This window comes from Pontibacterium sp. (assembly GCF_964228735.1).
In the GTDB taxonomy this organism is placed as follows: domain Bacteria; phylum Pseudomonadota; class Gammaproteobacteria; order Pseudomonadales; family Balneatricaceae; genus Pontibacterium.
In genome coordinates this window covers 1-16392 of record NZ_CAXRBQ010000131.1, presented here as the reverse complement: position 1 = coordinate 16392, position 16392 = coordinate 1, and the positions used below count along the sequence as shown (strand labels likewise).

Below are 16392 nucleotides of genomic sequence, written 5' to 3'. Positions count from 1 at the left end.
TGAATACCGGCCGCATTTTGCTGAGCGCGAAGAATCCCTCTTTTGCATGGTAGTGACCCATACCACTGGCACCGACACCACCAAACGGCATATCGTGTTGCGCCACATGTGCCGCCGCCTCGTTAAGACAGACACCACCCGACATCGTACTTTCAACCACCTTCTTCTGGGTGCGCTTCACATTGCTGAACAGATAAAGTGCCAGCGGCCGGTCACGGTCATTGATGTAGTCGATCACCTCGCCAAGATCGCGATAGGTCTTGATCGGCAGCAGCGGCCCGAAGATCTCCTCCTGCATCACACGCATCTCATCCGTAACCCCGGTTAGTATCCGTGGTGGCAATTTGCGGGTGGCGGGATTAGCACAGCTGCCGGGCACAAGGCTCACCACTTTGGCCCCTTTCGCTTCTGCATCAGCAACCGTGTCCACCAGACGCTGATAGGCCTTATCGTCAATGATAGAGGTGTAATCACGGCTTTCAATATCAGGATATCGCCGACTGACCACCGCCTTCGCATGTCGGATAAACTCCTCCAGCTTGCCTTCCGGGATAAACAGATAATCCGGTGATACACAGGTTTGTCCTGCATTCATGAATTTGGCAAACAGAAAACGTTCGGCCGCCTTCTTAACCGGGTAATCCTCGGCAATGATCGTGGGCGACTTACCGCCCAGCTCAAGCGTCACCGGCGTGAGGTTTTTCGCAGCGGCCCCCATCACCGCCTTGCCGGTCTCACCCGAGCCGGTAAACAGCAGGTGGTCGAACGGTAGCGCAGAGAATTCCGAACCTCGGGCACCCGGCACTACAGTCACCAGTTCAGGGGGAAAGTTCTCACCGATCAACCGGTGCAGCAACGCAGCCAGGTTAGCCGAATTGGCCGCCATCTTGATCATGCAGCGGTTGCCGGCCGCCAAAGCGCAGGTTAACGGGCTGATGGCCAGAAATAACGGATAGTTCCAGGGGGTTACGATGCCCACAACGCCCAGCGGCTGCGGGATCACCTTATTGCGCGCCCCGGCGAACCAGATCGATACACCCCGGCGTTGGGGCTTCATCCACTTGCGCAGTTTACGCCGCGCATAACGAATGCCATCAACACTCAGAAACAGCTCCAACAGGCGGGTTTCCTGCGGCGCCCGGTTGCCAAAGTCTTTTGAGACTGCCTCGACAATCGCATCCTGATTATCCAGCAACATCTGCTCCAGCACCTTCAGGTGATGACGGCGCTCGGCGAGACTCATGATGCCATGCTCCCGACACGCCATGCGCTGGCTGTGCAGCAAACCTTCCAGCTCGGAAACGGCGGGGGCGATTGAAGTTACTTGAGCCACGGCGGACATCAAAGGTACCTCCTTGAATATTATTCTTTGGAGATACCTTAATGTGTTCTAACCAGGAGTAATGGGCTTAAGCGGACAACTGATTGTCCGTAGCGCCCATGATGTTGAGGCGGGTTTCGATTATTCCGCAGCAGTATTGGCCTTACGATACTGGCTGGGACTGACTCCCTTCCAGCGCTTAAACGCCCGGTTGAAGTTACTGGGATCGGAAAAGCCAAGCAGATAGGTTATTGAGATCAAAGGTATTTTTGACTGTTTCAGGTACTGACAGGCAAGGTCTTCTCGAATCTGATCCAGTACATCCGCATAGCAGGTTTCCACTTCCTTTAGTCGTCGCTGCAAGCTGCGCTGACTCATATTTAACGAGCTGGCGACATTTTCCTGGCTGGCGGTACCGGCTGATAACTGATCCAGCAAAATCGCCCTGACCTGCGCAACGATATCCTCTTTGTCAAAGCGCGACAGGTATTCCGTCATTGCACGGTCATTCATCTGGGCAAGTTCAGAGTTAGCTGTCGGTAGTTTCGCTTCCATCTGTTCTTTAGAGAAACGTATAGAGTTTTCAGCGGCGCTGAATTCCACTGGGGCCTGGAAGAACTCAGAAAAACGTTTGGCACCGTCCGGCTCCGGACGAATTAATGTCACTTCCTGCGGCTTGATATCTTCCTGGCACAACTGGCGCAAAATATAGATGATTGTCGCGGCAAATCCGTCAACCGATTCATAGGCAGAGATCCGTGTGGCGCTGACACTTTCCAGGGTTAACTTATAGCTGTCACGCTCCGCTTCCAGCCTGACGTCTGCGGCATCAGTCACAGTACGAGAAAAACGAACGATGCGTTCCAGTGCTTCTTTCAGGCTCTCGCTAGCCATCAACGCAAAACCCAGCGCATTAAACGTGGTCGGGTGAGTGAACTGTGGGACATCCAGTCCGAAACAGGCATTGCCTGTTTTTTCGACTGCTTGTTGCCACACGATGGTCATTTTATCGACCGGATAGCGCATCTCGGGATCAGTTGCCTGGCTCAGATCCAGCCCGGCTTCGGCAAAGATTGATTTCGGGTCATAGCCGCTGGCTTCCAGCGCCCGCGCAATCGCCAACGCCCAAGAGGCTCTGGTGGTGGGGTCTCTATGCATTTCTTATTATTTTCCCTTTCTGATACAAACTCGACGGGGATGTATCCATATAGCTATAAAGTAGCGTATCGCCTGAGTCAATAGAGCGGGTATCAGAGGGGAATGGACTAGCGGGTAACAAAAAAGCGCCGTGGCAGGCCTTTCGACCCGGTCACGGCGTAAGTGGCAATAAACTGGTTTACTAATCGGATCCCTGGAGAAACCCGTTAGCGTTAAAAACTCAGGTTAGCGCTTCCCTGCACGTCGAATTGCCGAAGGGGTGAACGTGTTACGCTTGGCAACAAAATCGAAGTTGTATCCGGATTCGCTGCGTTCATTCGATAACCCGCTCACCAAAAAACGTCCGGATTGCAGATCATGGTTGGTTTCAGCGGCAAGCCATGGCACGGAAGGCGCCAGATACTGCATCTGATGCCCTTCCTGCACACGCCATAGCTGCCCACGGCCATCGTACAGATCAGCCACGGCGATCTGCCAGGAGTCCTCATCGATATAGAACACGCGCTTGGCATACACATGGCGCGCGCCCTCTTTCAGGGTCGCTTCCACCTTCCACACACGGTGTAACTCGTAGCTGGTCAGCTCAGGGTTCAGGTGGCCTGGGCGGGTAATGTCTTTGTAACTGTGCTCGCCGGACGCCAGCTTGAACGAGTTGTATGGAATATACAGCTCCTGCTTCCCAACCAACTTCCACTCATAACGGTCAGGTGCACCGTTAAACATATCCAACTGATCCGTTGTACGCTGGCCATCGGTTGCGCTTCCCGGTGAATCGTAGGCCACCTGAGGCGCACGGCGCACCCGGCGCTGTCCGGCATTGTACTTCCAGGCCTGACGCGGCTGCCTTACCTGATCCAGCGTTTCATGCACCAGTAGCACGTTGCCGGTTAAGCGGGGCGGCGACTGAATCTTCTGGGTGTAGTAGAAGATGATGTTGTCGTCATCCTTCTTCAGCTCGTACCCTTCTACCTGATACGGCATCAAAAAGGTTTCATACACACTGATCGGGTTGAAGGCACCGTTGCGTGCCACCGGTAGCTGTACAACCTCTCGCTCCAACATACCGCCGCGGTAACGGGTGATGTGATTCCACACCACCTCCAGACCATTCTGAGGGATCGGGAACGGTGTAATACCGTTGAAATCCGAGATGCCGTTGCCACCTTCCACCAGCTTTGCCGTTGTGGCATTGGCAACGCCCTTCTCATAGATCGCCTTGGGATACACCGCCGTACGGTGGGTTGGATAGACGTTCATCTTGTAGCTGTCAGGATAGGTATTGAACATCACCAACTGCCCCGCAGAGAGACGGTCTTTGTATTGCTCAACGTTCTCTGCGGTGATTGTGAACAGAGGTTTTTCCTGCAGAAGTGCATCCACATCCGTAGATGCCAACGGTTTATTGGTCCATTCCGGAATCGTGCCATCTGCATTCCCGGAACGTTCTGCCCCCATAAGCGTCAGGTCCTGGCCCAGACGTGCAGCCTCCTCTGCGGATACCGCAGCTATTGCCTGAGGTGCGCCCAAAGCCAGAACAAGAGAGACACCTGCGATTGTTTTGTTTTTATTCATAATCGATCTGCCTATTCACGGTCGCCAAATGTTTAGAACGAAACACTGAAGCTGGCGGAGATAAAATCCTTGTCCTCGGTGATGTTGAAGTCACCGCCAAAGAATCGGGTGTAGGAAAGATTCGCACTGTAGCGATTCAGGTAATCCGCAGTCAGGGACAATCCCAGCGCCTTACGCCCCTCTTGGAAGCCACCGCTCGCCTGCGGTCCAAAACCTTTCACGTCGTGCGCAAACGCAATGCCCGGGCGTAAATTGATGCTGGCGAATACGTCGTTGTAGTCCGCTTTTGCACGTAGTCGGTATCCCCAGGAGTTGCTGGTGATAAAACCATCGTCACTGGCAACACCGGTGCCATAGGTGCCGGCACGCTCATGCGGAATGGACTCATGCAGACCATGTACATGGGTCCAGCCCGCTTCGGCGATGAATGTCAGGTTGCTCGACCCCAGCACATTGCTGAAGGTACGGATACCTGTCGCCTGTATCTGGCTCATGTCATACAGGCGGTATGCATTAATCACGTCACCTGCACCGGCCGCCGCCACTGTTGAAGACACCGGGTTGCTCGGCAACGCGCCGCCAGTCAGCATCGCCTGCACAAAGGTCGGGCCGTTGATATTGATCGGTACGTCTTTGCGGTGGCTGATCTCACCGGATACGGCCCACTCCCCCACGTTGGAGGCGGCACTCAGGCCGTAGAGCTGGATATCTTCCACATAGGTGGAGAAATAGGTGGGATTGGCACCAAACGGGTCACCCGGCACAAATGGCACAGGATTCCCAGCCCCCGCTTTCACCCCGGCCAGGGATGGAAGGCGGTTGTGATAGTTGATGAAGTAAAAACCAAATTCGGTGTCGTTTAGCTCTTCACTCAGGTAACGCAGCGCCACACCAAACTGGCCATCATCGTCCGCTTCGCGCACACCATCGGCATTACGGGCAACAGTGTAACCACCTGCCAATGCGGTAGCGTCTGCCAACTGGGAGATATTGATCTGGTTACAGCCTTCAGACGCAAAGTCGTTCAGGGCGTAAAGGGTGCCGCAACCATCAAGAACGGTCTGTTCAAACTCAAGCTGATAGAAGCCCTCGATGTTCAGGTTTTCGGTCAGCCCCAGGTTAGCGTATGCCATATTGACCGGCAGCAGACCCTCTTTTATCTCCGCGCCCGGGCGGCGAAAAGCAGCCACATCAACCGGGTTGATGACGTTGATGCCGCCACGAATAAAGGTGCTTTCACCCCAACTGACCACTTGCCGTCCAAGGCGCAGATCCAGCGGCATCTCACCCAATTCGAACTCGCCGTACACAAAGGCATCCAGGATTTCTGCCCCCGAGAACTGGGCGAAATCGTTGAAACCGTCATCGCTCAGCGGTTCATTGCTGGCAAAGCCGTTTGCAGAATGACCGTGCGGTCGCTTTTCGTCTTCCAGCTCAAAGTCATACCAGTACTTACCGCGAACAAAAGCGCCATAGTTCTGATAACGCAACTCAAGGTCATGTATGCCTTTAAAGATCTTCGAGTAGGTTTCGCCCTCGGCAAAGTTCAGGTTGCCGTCATCATTGTTCGGGCCATTGTTTGGATTGGTGCCGCCGTTACCCGGCGAGATCAACGCGGGATTGGCATCCTCTACGCGCCAGCTGGCACCTATGGACAACTGCGAGTCGAAACTGCCTTCAATCTCACCAATACTGAATTCAATCGCCTGCACCGGTGTAGATAGAATCGCGGTGCAGATTAATGCTTTTGGAAAATGCCTTACGGCTTCGTGTGGATACTGTCTTTTCATCATCTATCTGGTCTTCTTATTTTTAGGTTGATGATCCGCCCCGGGCCTGTAGATAACGACAGGCCTGTCTGGACACCTCTAATCCTAAAAGGTAACCATCGTTATCATTCGGTCATTAGCCGCACAGCATTTGTCATTTGACGCCATGGGTGACAACCCGCTTTTCCAACACGATCAGGTTCATCCAAATTCGTTTCACAACAGCCTCCCAATGAGCAGCTGTTACCCGGCCTGGAGCCAAAATGGAGTGTGGCAATAGAAGAGAGTAACGAGGGCCGCAGACACGGCCCCCAGGGGATCAGAAAGCAGAGTACGTCAGCTTATTCGATGGTTTCGGTCATGATCTGACGCAACAGATCACCTTCACCATTCAATGCAGAGACCTGCCCCTTAAGCGGTGAAGAAAACTGCACGGGCTTGATTGCTGCGGCACGCAAGGAATCAAACATCGGCACCTTAGACATCGCATGTTCAGCCAGCGCCAGAATCGTCAGTGACGGATTAACCCCAAGGTTCCCCGGAATGAGCGAGCCGTCGATGACCCGCAGGTTTTGGTAACCAAACACCTGACCGGTATCATCCACCACACCGTTTTCCGGACCGGTACCAATCGCCACACCGCCCATGATATGTGCCGTACTTGGGGCGCCGGTTATCACCTCAGTTGCCACATTCCCAGGCTGGCCACCTCCAGCCGCCTCCACATAATGGCGCGCAGCTTTATGGGCGATTGGAAAATAGTTGGTCAACGGGCTGTCACCGGACTCCTGAAACATCCCCCAACCAGGCCGGAAAAGTTTGTACCACGGCCGCTTGCTGTGCATGTGCACGAAGGAATCCTTGGTCTGCATCACCAGAAAGATAATACTGTTTCGGGATTTACCCACCGGATTCACCATTTTCAGTGTGGTAAGCGGCTGACGCAGCATATTGATCAACATACTCACCGGGCGTGGTATACGGCCGCTGGAATCGGTCAGCGGCACAGCCCCCTGCAATGCAAAGGTAGCATCGCCATAACGGGGAAAGCGGTTGATCTCGATACGGGTCTCATCGTCTGGATCGAACATACTGGTGATGGTTGGACCGTGACAGATCTCCTGCGAATCCCCCTGCGCATCCGGAAATTTGCAATCGCTGTTTACGATAAGGGTTTCCGAGTTGGTACGGATCTGTCGGCCCAGTTGGGAGGAGATGTTGGGTAAAGTCTTATCAACATCACGGGCTTTAAGCAGCAACGGTATGGTACCTAACACCCCGGCAGAGACGACAACACCACGGGTACGGACCTTGTAGGGTCGCTTGAACCAGCGCGCAGTAGAACTTTGAACCGTCAGCTCGTAGCCAGCACTTCCATCACGCGCGCCCTGCTCATTGGGCAGAGGTTCGATCCGCACCACCTCACTTTCCGCACGAATTTCGACGCCATTGCGCTCTGCAAACCAGAGGTAATTCTTCTCCAATGTATTCTTGGCGTTGTGGCGACAACCGAGGATACAAGCACTGCAGTTCTGACAACTGTTGCGGGCGGGACCATCTCCGGCAAAGTAGGGATCGCCACGATCTCGCCCGGTATCGTCGTTCGGATCCTCGGCAAACAGTACCCCCGTATTTACGGTCTGGTAGGTCGCCTCGCGTCCCATACGGCGTGCAGTTTCTTCCAGGGCACCATCAGCGGCATTTTGATAGTCACTACGCGCAACCCCGATCATCCGCTGCGCTAGTCCGTAATACGGCATCAGGCGTTGCTTCCAATCGCTGTGCACACGCGACCAGGGCTCCGATTCGAACACCTTGTTTTCGGGTATCAGATGAACATTGGCGTACACCAAAGAGCCACCACCGACCCCCACACCGTGCAACGCCGTGATCTTGCGGGTAAAACTGAGCTGCAGCGTTCCGCGTAATCCCAGCTTGGGCGCCCAAAGGCACTTCCGCAAGTTCCAGGAGTTGTCGGCGAAGTCTTCATCTTTCCAACGCTTCCCCTTCTCCAGTAACAACACCCGGTTGCCCTTCTCACTCAGCCGCAGCGCGCTGCAGGAGCCACCAAAACCGGAACCAATAATCACTTGGTCGAAATCAAAACGCACACTCATCGGGAAGCCTCTCCACGTGGTTAGTAATCCAGGTCGATGGGTGCGAAATACGGTGAGTACTACAAATCAAATACCAAACGGTTGTGTAATCCGGGTGACCCATCAGCCTCACGGATCTTAGCAAGCCCCTTTGTCGTTGCGACGCCAGGGCGCCTCAGGGACAAGTGAATGGCGAGCTCTGACCACATATCCATACCAGGCAGCTATGATCGACAGGATCTGGTGGGCATCTGGCAAGGTTCACCCAACGAGTCTTTCTCTGCATTCTGACCAGAATGTCTGTGCTGGGGCGAAGTTGTACACAACACGCAGGAGCCACGCTCCCCCTCCTATAACCTCAAAAACGGGAGAAACACCCGGAATCCCGCCTCAATCCACTCGACCAGCCACCAGTATGCGGTTTGTCACATGACCACAATAAGCCCTTATTAATCAGCGATTTCAGTCGAGTTCCCGCAAAGATTCCCACAATATGAAAAATTCACATCTATAATTTCCTGACCAGCAGGACAATTTTTATTGACTTGAAGGTCAGCTTTTTCTTTAATGCATGTATACAATTCGCACCAAATAAAAAATACAAAAATAGGAGGCCCGCCTTGATCAGGTTCTTACTCAATCAAGAACTGCGTGAAGAACAGAGTATCGACCCCAATATGACGGTCCTGAACTACCTGCGCGGTTATGCAGCAAAAACCGGAACAAAGGAAGGATGTGCCTCAGGTGACTGTGGAGCATGTACTGTTGTTATCGGTGAACTAGATGGCGACGAGATCCGCTACCGCAGTATCAACTCTTGCCTGACCTTTATCTCTGCCCTGGATGGCAAACAACTGATCACCGTCGAAGACCTGAAAGAGGGCAGCAAGCTTCACCCCGCTCAGCAGGCGATGGTGGAATGCCACGGTTCCCAGTGTGGTTTCTGTACTCCGGGTTTTGTGATGTCCATGTTTGCCCTGGGCAAAAACAACAGCCACCCAAGCCACGAAGACATTCACGAAGCGCTGGCAGGCAACCTGTGCCGTTGCACCGGTTACCGTCCGATCATTGATGCCACTGAGCAGATGTATGAAGACAAGACGCCAGACCAGTTCGATCGCGCTAAAGAGCAGACTGTTGCTCGCCTGCGTGCTCTGCAGCAGGACGCTCAGCCAGAGATCACCGATGGCAGCAAATACGCCTTCAACCCACGCACAGTGAGCGAGCTGGCAACGCTGTACAAAGCGAACCCAACCGCAAAACTGGTTGCCGGTGGTACCGACCTGGCGCTGGAAGTGACCCAGTTCCACCGTGATATCGAGCAGCTGATCTACGTCGGCGACATCGCCGAGATGAAGCAGATCGAAGTCTTTGAAGACCGTATCGAGTTGGGTGCTGCCGCATCCCTCACTAGCTGCTACAACGCACTGACCGACGAGTTCCCGGATTTCGGCGCACTGCTGCACCGCTTTGCATCTCTGCAGATCCGTAACCAGGGCACCCTGGGTGGCAACATCGGTAACGCCTCCCCTATCGGTGACTCTCCACCGGCCCTGATCGCACTGAATGCACTGGTTGTTCTGCGTGATGGTGACGAGACTCGTACCTTCCCGCTGGAAGACTACTTCATCGATTACAAAGTCACCGCGCAGCAGCCGGGCGAATTTATCGAGAAAGTGATCGTACCGCGTGCCCAGGCAGGCGAAGAATTCCGCAGCTACAAGGTGTCTAAACGTATTGATGATGACATTTCTGCGGTACTGGGTTGTTTCAACCTGCGCATCAGCAACGGCCGCATTGAAGATGCCCGTATCGCCTTCGGTGGTATGGCAGCTATTCCAAAGCGTGCAAGCCACTGTGAAGCGGTTCTGAAAGGCGCTGCCTGGAATAAAGAGACAATCGAGCGAGCCAAAGAAGCGCTGGCAATGGACTTCACACCACTGTCTGACTTCCGCGCCTCCAAGGAGTATCGCTCGCTGGCAGCAGCAAACCTGCTGACCCGCTATTTTGTCGAACTTGAAGCTACTGAAGTAACAACACGGGTTTCAGATTATGTCTAACCATCACAAGAATAAAAAATCTTACGAAGAGATGCTGGCAGAGGCCAAAAACGACCTCACCACCGGTGTTGGCCGCAGCGTAAAACATGAAAGTGCAGCCAAACAGGTCTCTGGTGAAGCGGTGTATGTAGACGACCGTCTGGAATTCCCGAACCAGCTGCACGTATATGCGCGTCTGTCCGACCGTGCCCACGCTCGTATCACTAAGATCGATACCACCCCATGTTACGACTTCCCGGGTGTAGCGATTGCGATCACCGCGAAAGACGTACCGGGTCAGTTGGACATCGGTGCCGTACTGCCGGGTGATCCACTGCTGGCAGACGACGTGGTTGAATTCTACGGCCAGCCGGTTGTTGCCGTAGCCGCAAACGATCACGAAACCGCACGTAAAGCGGCGATGGCTGCGGTCATCGAATACGAAGACCTGACGCCAATCCTGGATGTGGAAGAAGCGCTGGCGAAAGAACACTATGTGAGCGAACCACACACCCACAAACGTGGTGATTCCTCCGAGGCACTGGCAACCGCGCCGCACAAAGTAACCGGCGCTGTACACATCGGTGGTCAGGAGCACTTCTACCTGGAAACCCAGATCTCCTCCGTCATCCCAACCGAAGACGGCGGCATGATCGTGTACACCTCCAGCCAGAACCCTACCGAGGTTCAGAAGCTGGTTGCCGAAGTACTGGGTGTCTCCTTCAACAAAATCCAGATCGATATGCGCCGCATGGGTGGTGGTTTCGGTGGTAAAGAGACTCAGGCTGCAGGCCCTGCGTGTATCGCAGCTGTAGTTGCTCACCACACCGGCCGTCCAACCAAGATGCGTCTGCCACGTATGGAAGACATGGTGATGACCGGTAAGCGTCACCCATTCTTCAACCAGTACGAAGTGGGCTTTGACGATGAAGGTCGCATCAACGGTTACGAAGTGAAGCTGGCAGGTGACTGTGGTTACTCCCCTGACCTGTCCAACTCCATCGTAGACCGTGCCATGTTCCACAGCGACAACGGCTACTACCTGGGTGATGCCACCGTAACCGGTTACCGCTGTAAGACCCACAAGGTATCCAACACCGCGTACCGTGGTTTTGGTGGCCCACAGGGTCTGATCATGCCGGAAATCATTCTGGACGATATCGCCCGTCAGTTGGGTAAAGACCCACTGGATGTGCGTAAAACCAACCTCTACGGCGGTGAAGGTCGCGATACGACCCACTACTACCAGAAGGTTGAGGACAACGCCCTGCCGGATATGATCGCCGATCTGGAAGAGAGCAGCGAATACCGCAAGCGCCGTGAAGAGATCCGTGCCTTTAACGCCAGCAGCCCGATCCTGAAAAAAGGTCTGGCCCTGACGCCGGTGAAATTTGGTATCTCCTTTACCGCAACCTTCCTGAACCAGGCCGGTGCACTGGTCCACATCTACACCGATGGCAGCATCCATCTGAACCACGGTGGTACCGAGATGGGTCAGGGTCTGAACACCAAGGTGGCGCAGATCGTGGCGGAAGAATTCCAGGTGGACTTCGACACCATCCACATCACTGCAACCGACACCGACAAGGTGCCAAACACCTCACCAACAGCAGCATCTTCCGGTGCTGACCTGAACGGTAAGGCGGCACAGAACGCTGCACGTACCATCAAACAGCGTCTGGTGGAGTTTGCAGCGCGTCACTACCAGGTGACCGAAGAGGATGTGCGTTTCCAGAACAACTACGTGCTGATCCGTGACGAGATCCTGCCGTTCGCCGAGTTTATCGAGCTGGCGTACTTCAACCAGATCTCCCTGTCGAGCACCGGTTTCTACCGTACGCCGAAGATCTACTACGATCGCGACAATGCCCGTGGCCGTCCGTTCTACTACTACGCCTACGGTGCAGCTTGTGCCGAAGTGATCGTGGATACGCTGACCGGTGAGTACAAAATCCTGCAGGCCGACATTCTGCACGACGTAGGTGCATCCCTGAACCCGGCCATCGATATCGGCCAGGTAGAAGGTGCCTTTGTACAGGGTGCGGGTTGGTTGACCTCCGAGGAACTGGTCTGGAACGACAAGGGTCGCCTGATGACCTCCGGTCCTGCCAGCTACAAGATCCCGGCGATCTCCGATATGCCGGTCAAGTTCAACACCCGTCTGGTGGAGAACCGCAAGAACGCAGAAGACACCGTGTTCCACTCCAAAGCTGTGGGTGAACCGCCGTTTATGCTGGGTATCTCCGTGTTCTGTGCGATCAAGGATGCGATTGCGAGCGTGAGCGACTACCGCGTCAGCCCTGCGATCGATGCACCGGCAACCCCTGAACGGGTGCTGTGGGCGATCGAAACGCTGAAGCAGCAGAGCAAAACCGAAGAGAAAACTGCGTCCACCGAGACGATCTAACACTTGAGCAATACGGGGCCTGCAAGCAGGCCCCCGATTAAGACCCATAATAAAGATAATAACGGGAGCGAAACATGAACACTGAATGGATCAAAGCCCTGACCTCACTGGAAGCAGATGGCACCCCGGCCGTGATGATTACCGTCGTGGACGAACGGGGTTCCACCCCGCGTAATGCGGGCGCCAAAATGGTTATCAGCCAGGACAGGCAGTTTGACACCATCGGTGGCGGTCATCTGGAATACAAGGCGATCAAAATCGCCCGCCAGATGCTGGAGGAAGGCGAAAGCCAACCTCGCCTGGAACGCTTCTCGCTGGGTGCCAGCCTGGGTCAATGCTGCGGTGGGGCCACCACCCTGCTGTTCGAACCCCTGGGCACCAGCACCATCCAGATCGCTTTATTCGGTGCAGGCCACGTTGCCCGTGCCATCATCCCAATCCTGGCCAGCCTGCCCTGCAAGGTGCGCTGGATCGATTCACGGGAAGCTGAGTTTCCCGAGCATATCCCAGACGGTGTGACCAAGGTCGTAAACGAGTATCCGGTGGACGAGGTAGATGAACTGCCTGCCAACAGTTACTTCATCGTGATGACCCACAACCACCAGTTGGATCAGGAACTGACCGAAGCGATTCTGAAACGTAACGATTTCACCTACTACGGTCTGATCGGCTCAAACACCAAACGTAAGAAGTTCGAACACAGGCTGAAAGCCAAGGGATTTAACGAAGAGCAAATCGAACGTATGACCTGCCCGATGGGCATCCCGGAAGTGAAAGGCAAACTGCCGGCCGAGATCGCCGTCTCCGTTGCCGGTGAGGTGATCGCCCACTACAACGCGAATTTTGGCCAGGCCACCCAGTCACCACCGGAAGAGACCACGATCGTCGAACGCCTCGCGGTCTAAACATACGTCATCTTTTACTCGTAGAATTACACGCTTAATCTGTAGAGACAGTAAAATAATGAAACAGCTACAGCCAACGGCACAGGCTTACCGTGCCTCCATGATCTACAGCATCGCTGATCCGGCCGAAGTCGGCCTGGAAGAGAGCTACCGTTACTTTGAAGACGGCCTGATGATCGTTGAAGAGGGTCGCATCGCGGCTATCGGTAACGCCGAAGAGATGCTGAAAGATCTGCCGTCCGACATGCAGATTACCCACTACCCGGATGCCCTGATCGCACCGGGCTTTATCGACACCCATATTCACTTCCCGCAGACCGGCATGATCGCCTCCTATGGGGAGCAGCTGCTCGACTGGCTGAACAACTACACCTTCCCAACCGAGCAGAACTTTGAAGATGGCGAGCACGCCTCCGATGTGGCCAACATCTTCCTGACCGAACTGCTGCGCAACGGTACTACCACCGCGCTGGTATTCGGCACCGTACACCCGCAATCTGTAGATGCTTTCTTTGAAGCCTCCGAAGAGCGCAACCTTCGGATGATTGCCGGTAAGGTGATGATGGACCGCAACGCACCGGAAGCGCTGACCGATACACCGGAAAGCAGCTACCGCGACAGCAAAGCGCTGATCGAGCGCTGGCACGGCAAGGGTCGTCTGCACTACGCAGTGACCCCACGTTTCGCACCAACCAGCAGTGACGAACAGCTGGCTGCAGCAGGACAACTGCTGCGCGAATACCCAGACCTGTACATGCACACCCACCTCTCTGAGAACACTAACGAGATCGCTTGGGTGAAAGAGCTGTTCCCGGAACAGAACGGTTATCTGGACGTGTACGACCACTTCGAACTGCTGGGCGAACGTTCTGTCTTTGCCCACGGTGTGCACCTGTGTGACGACGAGTGCAAACGTATCGCAGAGACCGATTCCACCATCGCCTTCTGCCCTACGTCTAACCTGTTCCTGGGCAGCGGCCTGTTCAACTTGCCAAAGATGGAAGCACACAAGATCAAGGTTGGCCTGGGTACCGATGTGGGCGCAGGCACCAGCTTCTCTATTCTGCAGACCCTGAACGAAGCGTACAAAGTGATGCAGCTTCAGGGCGTGAAACTGCACCCGTTCAAGTCTCTGTACCTGGCGACTTTGGGTGGTGCGAAAGCGCTGAAACTGGATGACAAGATCGGTAGCCTGGAACCGGGCAGCGAAGCAGACTTTATCGTAATGGATTACAACTGCACGCCGCTGATGTCTTATCGTATGAAGCAGGCGAAGAGCCTGGAAGAGCGTCTGTTTGTACTGATGACGCTGGGTGATGACCGAGCGATCAAAGAGACGTTTGCGATGGGTGAGTCGGTTTATCAGCGGGAAGCTGAGTCTGTAGACGCCTAACTCCATTCACCCATATGGGACGAGGTAAAGGAGGGTATTTACCCTCCTTTACCAATACCAGCTAGCTATATTTGTCACACGAGTAATCTAGCCCACCCTAAACACTACTGCTATCTGATAGCATTCCCCCTACCCTGCAAGAAAAATCGGGTCTGGGACTTCTTGCCCAACAAGAGTCTTCTTTCTAGCCTTGTTAATTTCTTTTATCGACGATTCTCTAACCCTCTGATATAGCGGCCCATAGTGAGCCCACTCAGTATCCTTCAATGGCTCTGCCGCTCCTCTGGCATCTAGACACGTCTTTAATATAATCAAGCTACGCCAAAACTGTTCTGGTGTTTGAGCGGAACACAATTCACTAACCCATTTAGTAGCCCACGTCATTGCTTGATGATCGGCCTTAGCCTTTTTCGCGGCGACGCCCGTAATACCTACATCGTCTATGTGTGCATCAATTACACTAACTAGCTCATCTATCTGCGAGGAGAATCCAGCGATAGTAATCGCATAAGCTTTATCGAGCGGCAAAGTACTGTCGGATAATTCACCAACAAAGTCTTTAATAAACCCCTTCGCCCCAAAGCGCTCAGCAGCTAACACCTCCATCGCTAGAGACTCATCGTTACCACACGACAAAATTCGTCGACGCCAGTATTGAATTATTGCCGTTGATGGTTGGCATGACCAAACTGCTTTATGCTCCAATGTAAGGCTATCTCCAAGGTCATAACTAACGAAGCCCTTAGACTCCACAGCTTTATGTATAAGAGACGCTGCTCTTTCTGGCATATCCCCCGAAAGCAAATTTGCTGCTGATAACGCTAAGTTTCTTAACCAGGCAAGTTCAGACCTGCTTACCTCTTCTAAAATCTCAACAACCTGAATTAAAAAACTCGGTTCTTGGTGTATAAGCAGCGCAACATCTTCGATCGTGAGCCGTTCAACGAATATCCTTGCGTCTGAATCGCTTAACTGTGTAAAAAAGGCCTCTGAATTGGTCCTTAGACGTTTTTGCTTCTCATCAAAATCATCTTCTCGAAACAAGTTTTCGAAAGAATCTTGAGGCGTAAAACGACTTTCATTGAGATCCGCTTCATCTACACTTCTTAAGGTGTATGAACTGTGCTCTACAGGAGAGAGCGTATAATCTAAAGCAGGTCTAGATAGTCCTTTAAGCGCAAAGACCCCTCCCCTTAACCTACGTAAAATATAATCTGCTAGCGGCTTACGAAGCGCTTCGTCAATCCGATTCGCAGCAACGAACCAGGACTCCGGAGTTACCCTTCTAAGCATTTCGCTAAGACTGATCTCTTTCTTGATACACGCTTCAATCAATAAAATAGACGCAAACCAAGTCTCATTGCCGCTGTTCCTGTCAGTGCTTGCAACCCAGTCACTCTTTACATGCACATCTCTTACTAACGCCAAGTCACTAAGAACAGCTAATTCGCAGGATAATCCACGAACTTTTGAAACTTCACAACGATAGCAACGAACTATTAAAGCTTCTAACCATGGTGTAACAACTGTCTTACCGAAACGAACTGCAATAAGCACTCCATAAGCAGCCTCAAAGTCACCTGCATCTAATGCTAATTCTAAGGCTGCTGCCACATCCTTCGAGGACGGAAGTTTCAAGCTAGCCCGGATTTTTCATGAATACTCCTCGATGCATGTTTTCTCGGAATGTTGTCCAACGAGGAGCTGAAGTACCCGGATTCAGGGGCATGCA

Annotated in this window: 10 protein-coding genes; 4 read left to right on the top strand and 6 right to left on the bottom strand. The window is 53.5% G+C overall.

Features of this window, described 5'->3' with window-relative positions:
- From ACEQ15_RS14915 to ACEQ15_RS14895, 5 genes are all read right to left on the bottom strand, one after another.
- On the bottom strand, positions 1-1342 hold a 1342-nt coding region (locus ACEQ15_RS14915; RefSeq protein ID WP_370280015.1), incomplete at its 3' end, for a coniferyl aldehyde dehydrogenase.
- 120 nt (positions 1343-1462) lie between these two features.
- On the bottom strand, positions 1463-2479 hold the full coding sequence (locus ACEQ15_RS14910) for an AraC family transcriptional regulator (RefSeq protein ID WP_370280014.1): 1017 nt from the start codon (positions 2477-2479) through the stop codon (positions 1463-1465).
- A 225-nt stretch (positions 2480-2704) separates the two neighbouring features.
- Positions 2705-4051 carry a DUF1329 domain-containing protein gene (locus ACEQ15_RS14905; RefSeq protein WP_370280013.1) on the bottom strand — a complete coding sequence of 449 codons (1347 nt, stop codon included), beginning with the start codon at positions 4049-4051 and terminating at the stop codon, positions 2705-2707.
- 32 nt (positions 4052-4083) lie between these two features.
- Positions 4084-5844: a DUF1302 domain-containing protein gene (locus tag ACEQ15_RS14900; protein ID WP_370280012.1), complete on the bottom strand. Its 1761-nt coding sequence runs from the start codon at positions 5842-5844 to the stop codon at positions 4084-4086.
- Between the two features lie 317 nt (positions 5845-6161).
- Positions 6162-7937, bottom strand: a complete 1776-nt coding sequence (locus ACEQ15_RS14895; protein WP_370280011.1) for a GMC oxidoreductase — start codon at positions 7935-7937, stop codon at positions 6162-6164.
- Positions 7938-8536: 599 nt separating this feature from the next.
- On the opposite strand from ACEQ15_RS14895, the gene xdhA reads away from it, so the two are divergent.
- The 4 genes from xdhA to guaD all read left to right on the top strand — a co-directional run bounded on the left by xdhA (position 8537) and on the right by guaD (position 14660).
- Positions 8537-9976, top strand: coding sequence for a xanthine dehydrogenase small subunit (gene xdhA, locus ACEQ15_RS14890; protein WP_370280010.1), 1440 nt, complete (start codon positions 8537-8539; stop codon positions 9974-9976).
- Positions 9969-12362 (top strand): xanthine dehydrogenase molybdopterin binding subunit, encoded by a 2394-nt coding sequence (gene xdhB, locus ACEQ15_RS14885; protein ID WP_370280009.1) that lies wholly within the window; start codon positions 9969-9971, stop codon positions 12360-12362. Before xdhA ends, xdhB begins: the two co-directional genes overlap by 8 nt.
- Before the next feature lie 74 nt (positions 12363-12436).
- Positions 12437-13267, top strand: coding sequence for a xanthine dehydrogenase accessory protein XdhC (gene xdhC / locus ACEQ15_RS14880; protein WP_370280007.1), 831 nt, complete (start codon positions 12437-12439; stop codon positions 13265-13267).
- Between the two features lie 58 nt (positions 13268-13325).
- Positions 13326-14660, top strand: a complete 1335-nt coding sequence (gene guaD, locus ACEQ15_RS14875; RefSeq protein WP_370280006.1) for a guanine deaminase — start codon at positions 13326-13328, stop codon at positions 14658-14660.
- A 129-nt stretch (positions 14661-14789) separates the two neighbouring features.
- On the opposite strand, the gene ACEQ15_RS14870 is transcribed toward guaD, so the two are convergent.
- A complete protein-coding gene (locus ACEQ15_RS14870; RefSeq protein WP_370280005.1) occupies positions 14790-16274 on the bottom strand; it encodes a hypothetical protein in 1485 nt (494 codons plus the stop codon).
- Positions 16275-16392: the final 118 nt, after the last annotated feature.

Bases quoted from the DNA above. Each gene is read 5' to 3' on its own strand.
- guaD (WP_370280006.1), top strand. From the start codon at position 13,326: ATGAAACAGCTACAGCCAACGGCACAGGCTTACCGTGCCTCCATGATC.
- ACEQ15_RS14905 (WP_370280013.1), bottom strand. From the start codon at position 4,051: ATGAATAAAAACAAAACAATCGCAGGTGTCTCTCTTGTTCTGGCTTTG.
- xdhB (WP_370280009.1), top strand. From the start codon at position 9,969: ATGTCTAACCATCACAAGAATAAAAAATCTTACGAAGAGATGCTGGCA.
- ACEQ15_RS14910 (WP_370280014.1), bottom strand. From the start codon at position 2,479: ATGCATAGAGACCCCACCACCAGAGCCTCTTGGGCGTTGGCGATTGCG.
- xdhC (WP_370280007.1), top strand. From the start codon at position 12,437: ATGAACACTGAATGGATCAAAGCCCTGACCTCACTGGAAGCAGATGGC.
- ACEQ15_RS14900 (WP_370280012.1), bottom strand. From the start codon at position 5,844: ATGATGAAAAGACAGTATCCACACGAAGCCGTAAGGCATTTTCCAAAA.
- ACEQ15_RS14895 (WP_370280011.1), bottom strand. From the start codon at position 7,937: ATGAGTGTGCGTTTTGATTTCGACCAAGTGATTATTGGTTCCGGTTTT.